Origin of the sequence: Trabulsiella odontotermitis (assembly GCF_001188485.1) — a bacterium.
Lineage (GTDB): Bacteria > Pseudomonadota > Gammaproteobacteria > Enterobacterales > Enterobacteriaceae > Trabulsiella > Trabulsiella odontotermitis_A.
The window spans coordinates 1-1,654 of record NZ_JNGH01000012.1 but is presented as its reverse complement, the minus strand read 5'-3'; the positions used below and the strand labels follow the sequence as shown (position 1 = coordinate 1,654).

Annotated in this window: 2 protein-coding genes; both read left to right on the top strand. The window is 59.0% G+C overall.

The window, feature by feature from the left end; genetic code table 11:
- Positions 1-118 precede the first annotated feature (118 nt).
- On the top strand, positions 119-919 hold the full coding sequence (gene thiD / locus GM30_RS00895; RefSeq protein ID WP_049847119.1) for a bifunctional hydroxymethylpyrimidine kinase/phosphomethylpyrimidine kinase: 801 nt from the start codon (positions 119-121) through the stop codon (positions 917-919).
- 36 nt (positions 920-955) lie between these two features.
- On the top strand, positions 956-1,654 hold a 699-nt coding region (locus tag GM30_RS00890), incomplete at its 3' end, for a GntR family transcriptional regulator (protein WP_049847118.1).

Here is a 1,654-nt window from a genome sequence, read left to right as displayed (position 1 = left end):
CCGCCTGCGGCGTCATGAAACAGGCGGGTGAGATGGCGGCGCGAAACGGTAACGGACCAGGGGCGTTCGAACCCGCCTTTCTTGATGCGCTGTATACGCTTAACGGGGAGGTGCAGGCATGAAACGCATTAACGCGCTGACCATTGCCGGCACCGACCCGACCGGTGGCGCAGGTATTCAGGCGGATCTGAAAACGTTCTCGGCGCTTGGCGCTTACGGCTGCTCGGTGATCACCGCGCTGGTGGCGCAAAACACCCTCGGTGTGCAGTCGGTTTATCGCATCGAACCGGATTTTGTCGCAGCACAGCTGGATTCGGTATTCAGCGATGTGCGTATCGACACCACCAAAATCGGCATGCTGGCGGAGACAGATATCGTCGAAGCGGTGGCTGAGCGGCTGCAGCGCTATGGCATTCAGAACGTGGTGCTCGATACCGTCATGCTGGCAAAAAGCGGCGATCCGCTGCTGTCACCGTCGGCGGTGGAAAGCCTGCGCACGCATCTGTTGCCGCAGGTGTCGCTGATCACGCCCAACCTGCCGGAAGCCGCCGCGCTGCTGGATGCGCCTCACGCGCGGAATGAGCGTGAAATGCTGGAGCAGGGCCGGGCGTTACGCGCACTGGGTTGTGACGCGGTGCTGATGAAGGGCGGGCATCTGGACGATGCGGAAAGCCCGGACTGGCTCTTTACCGCTGCAGGTGAGCAACGGTTTACCACACCGCGCGTACCAACCAAAAATACCCATGGCACCGGCTGCACGTTGTCGGCGGCGCTGGCGGCGCTGCGTCCGCGTCACAACAGCTGGCTCGAGACCGTACCGGAAGCGAAAGCGTGGTTGTCAAAGGCGCTGGCGCAGGCCGATTCACTGGAAGTGGGACATGGAATTGGTCCGGTGCATCACTTTCACGCGTGGTGGTAGTATACTGGCTGGAGATCCCTGCCAGGAAAAGAGTCGATGGAACAAGCGCATACCCGTCTTATTGAGCAACTGAATGAGCGCATCGCCGCTGCCGATAATATGCCGTTGTACCTGAAGTTTGCTGAAACGGTGAAAAACGCGGTGCGCAGCGGCTGGCTTGAACACGGCAATATCCTGCCTGGCGAGCGCGATCTCAGCCAGTTGACTGGTGTTTCGCGCATCACCGTGCGTAAGGCGATGCAGACGCTGGAAGACGAAGGGGTGGTGACGCGGTCGCGCGGCTACGGTACGCAAATCAATAATATCTTTGAATATTCATTGAAAGAGGCGCGCGGCTTTTCTCAGCAGGTGGTGTTGCGCGGCAAAAAGCCGGACACGCTTTGGGTTAACAAGCGCATCGTCACCTGCCCGGACGACGTGGCGGTGGAGCTGGCGGTCACCCCCGGCAGTGAAGTGTTTTTGCTCAAACGTATTCGTTATGTGGATGAAGACGCGGTGTCCATTGAGGAATCCTGGGTGCCTGCGCCGCTGATTGCCGATCCTGACGCCATCGGTATTTCACTGTATGACTATTTCCGCAGCCAGAATATTTTTCCTCAGCGCACGCGTTCACGCGTCAGCGCCCGTATGCCGGACGCTGAATTTCAGTCGCATATCAAAATGGATGACCGGATCCCGGTGCTGGTGATTAAACAGGTGGCGCTGGATCAGCTGCAGCGGCCGATTGAATACAGC

What these genes read in the sequence shown, in the direction of transcription:
- thiD (WP_049847119.1), top strand. Translation starts at nt 119, where the DNA reads ATGAAACGCATTAACGCGCTGACCATTGCCGGCACCGACCCGACCGGT.